The sequence below is a fragment of the Microvirga sp. P4_G7 genome, assembly GCF_056401005.1.
In genome coordinates, this window is sequence record NZ_JBFUKD010000670.1 from 1 (window position 1) to 1956 (window position 1956).

Annotated in this window: 1 protein-coding gene; it reads right to left on the reverse strand. The window is 59.6% G+C overall.

The genetic code is table 11. From position 1 onward, the window contains the following. Nucleotides 1-85 precede the first annotated feature (85 nt). Nucleotides 86-1684, reverse strand: a complete 1599-nt coding sequence (locus AC1DT3_RS19360; protein WP_477466841.1) for an ABC transporter substrate-binding protein — start codon at nucleotides 1682-1684, stop codon at nucleotides 86-88. Between the last annotated feature and the right edge of the window lie 272 nt (nucleotides 1685-1956).

A 1956-nucleotide genomic window follows, 5' to 3' on the forward strand; every position in this document is an offset into this window, starting at 1 on the left:
GGGTGAGGATGAAGCGCAGCATGGCCCAAAACTGAAAAAGGCGGAGCGGCTTGAAGCCGCTCCGCCGGAGGTCGAGATAGAAGCCTTACTTACCCTTGATGTCCACGCCGTAGAAGGTGTGGCGACCGAAGGGGGAGAGCTTGAAGTCGACGACTTCCTTGCGAACGGGCTTCAGCTGCACGGCATGCGCGATGGTGAACCAAGGAGCCTGATCCTTGAAGATCACCTGAGCCTGCTTGTAGAGGTCGGTGCGCTGCTTCACGTCCGTCGTGACCTTCGCCTTGACGACGAGATCATCGAACGACTTGTTGCAGAACTTGGCGACGTTCGAGCCGTTGCCCTGCGCCGAGGCGCAGCCGAGCAGGGTGTGCAGGAAGTTGTCCGGATCGCCGTTGTCGCCGGTCCAGCCGAGCATGCCCATCTGGTGCTCGCCCGCCTGCATACGCTTGCGGTATTCGCCCCATTCGAAGCTCTTGATCTCAGCCTTCACGCCGATCTTGGCGAGGTCGGCCTGCATCAACTCGCCGATGCGCTTGGCATTCGGGTTGTAAGGACGCTGCACCGGCATGGCCCAGAGGTCGGTCTCGAGACCATTCGGATAACCGGCTTCGGCCAGGAGCTTCTTGGCGGCGGCCGGATCGAACGGATCGTCCTTGATCGAGTCGTTGTACGACCACATGGACGGCGGGATCGGGTTCTTGGCCGGAACGCCGCTCGACAGGAACACCGCGTCGACGATGGCCTTCTTGTCGATGGCCATGTTGATCGCCTTGCGGACGCGCACGTCGTCGAAGGGCTTCTTGGTGGTGTTGTAGGCGAGGTAGCCAATGTTCAGGCCGGCCTGATCGAGGATCGTGACGTTCGGATCCTTCTTCATGGCTTCGAGGTCGGCCGGGTTCGGATACGGCATCACATGGCATTCGCCCTTCTGGAGCTTCGCCCAGCGGACCGAGGCGTCCGGCGTGATCGCGAACACGAGGTCGTCGATCTTGGCCTTGCCTGCGTAATATTCCGGGAACGCCTTGTAACGGATGATGGCGTCCTTCTGGTACTGGACCAGATAGAACGGGCCGGTGCCGATCGGCTCTTGGTCGATCTTCTCCGGGGTGCCCGCCTTCAGCATGGCGTCCGCGTATTCCTTGGACTGCACGGCGGCGAATTCCATGGCGAGATCGGCCAGGAACGGTGCCTCAGGCTGGTTCAGCGTCACCTTGACGGTGTAGTCGTCGACCTTCTCGACGGACTTGAGCAGCTTGGGCATGCCCATGTCGTCGAAGTAGGAGTGGTTCGGGCTGGTCACCTTGAAATACGGGTTGTCCTGCTTCCACTGGCGCTCGAACATGAACACGACGTCGTCGGCATTCATGTTGCGGGTCGGCTTGAAATTCTTGTTGGAATGCCACTTGGCGTTCTTCCGCAGGTGGAAGGTGTAGACCTTGCCGTCCTCCGAAATGTCCCACTTCTCGGCGAGGCCGGGCTGCACCTGGGTGCCGCCGCGCTCGAACTCGACGATACGGCTATAGACCTGGGTGCTGGCGTCGAACGACGTGCCCGTCGTGTTCACGCCGGGATAGAAGTTCTCAGGACTTCCTTCCGAGCAATAGACGAGYGTTTTTGCAGCCAGAGGTGCGGCGGCCATCAAGGCCGGGACGCAAATCGCTGCGAAAAGGGCTGATTTCTTCATTATGGGGTCCTCTGAGACGGCCTACGTGGCCGTTCTGCGACAAAGTTAAGGTGCGAAGTTCCGCGAAAGTCAATCTGTACACATTGAGGACAAATTCATTTCCGGGAAAAATATATCATTTCGCGCCGCCGGCGACGCGGCAATTCCCGTACGGTCGCGAATTTTTGAATAAGAACCGAAGCTTAGGCGAAACAAACGACCATCAAAGGCCGGCGTCGCGGATCAATTCGGTCAAACGTGCCGCGAGGTCCTGACGGGTGAAGGGCTTGGCC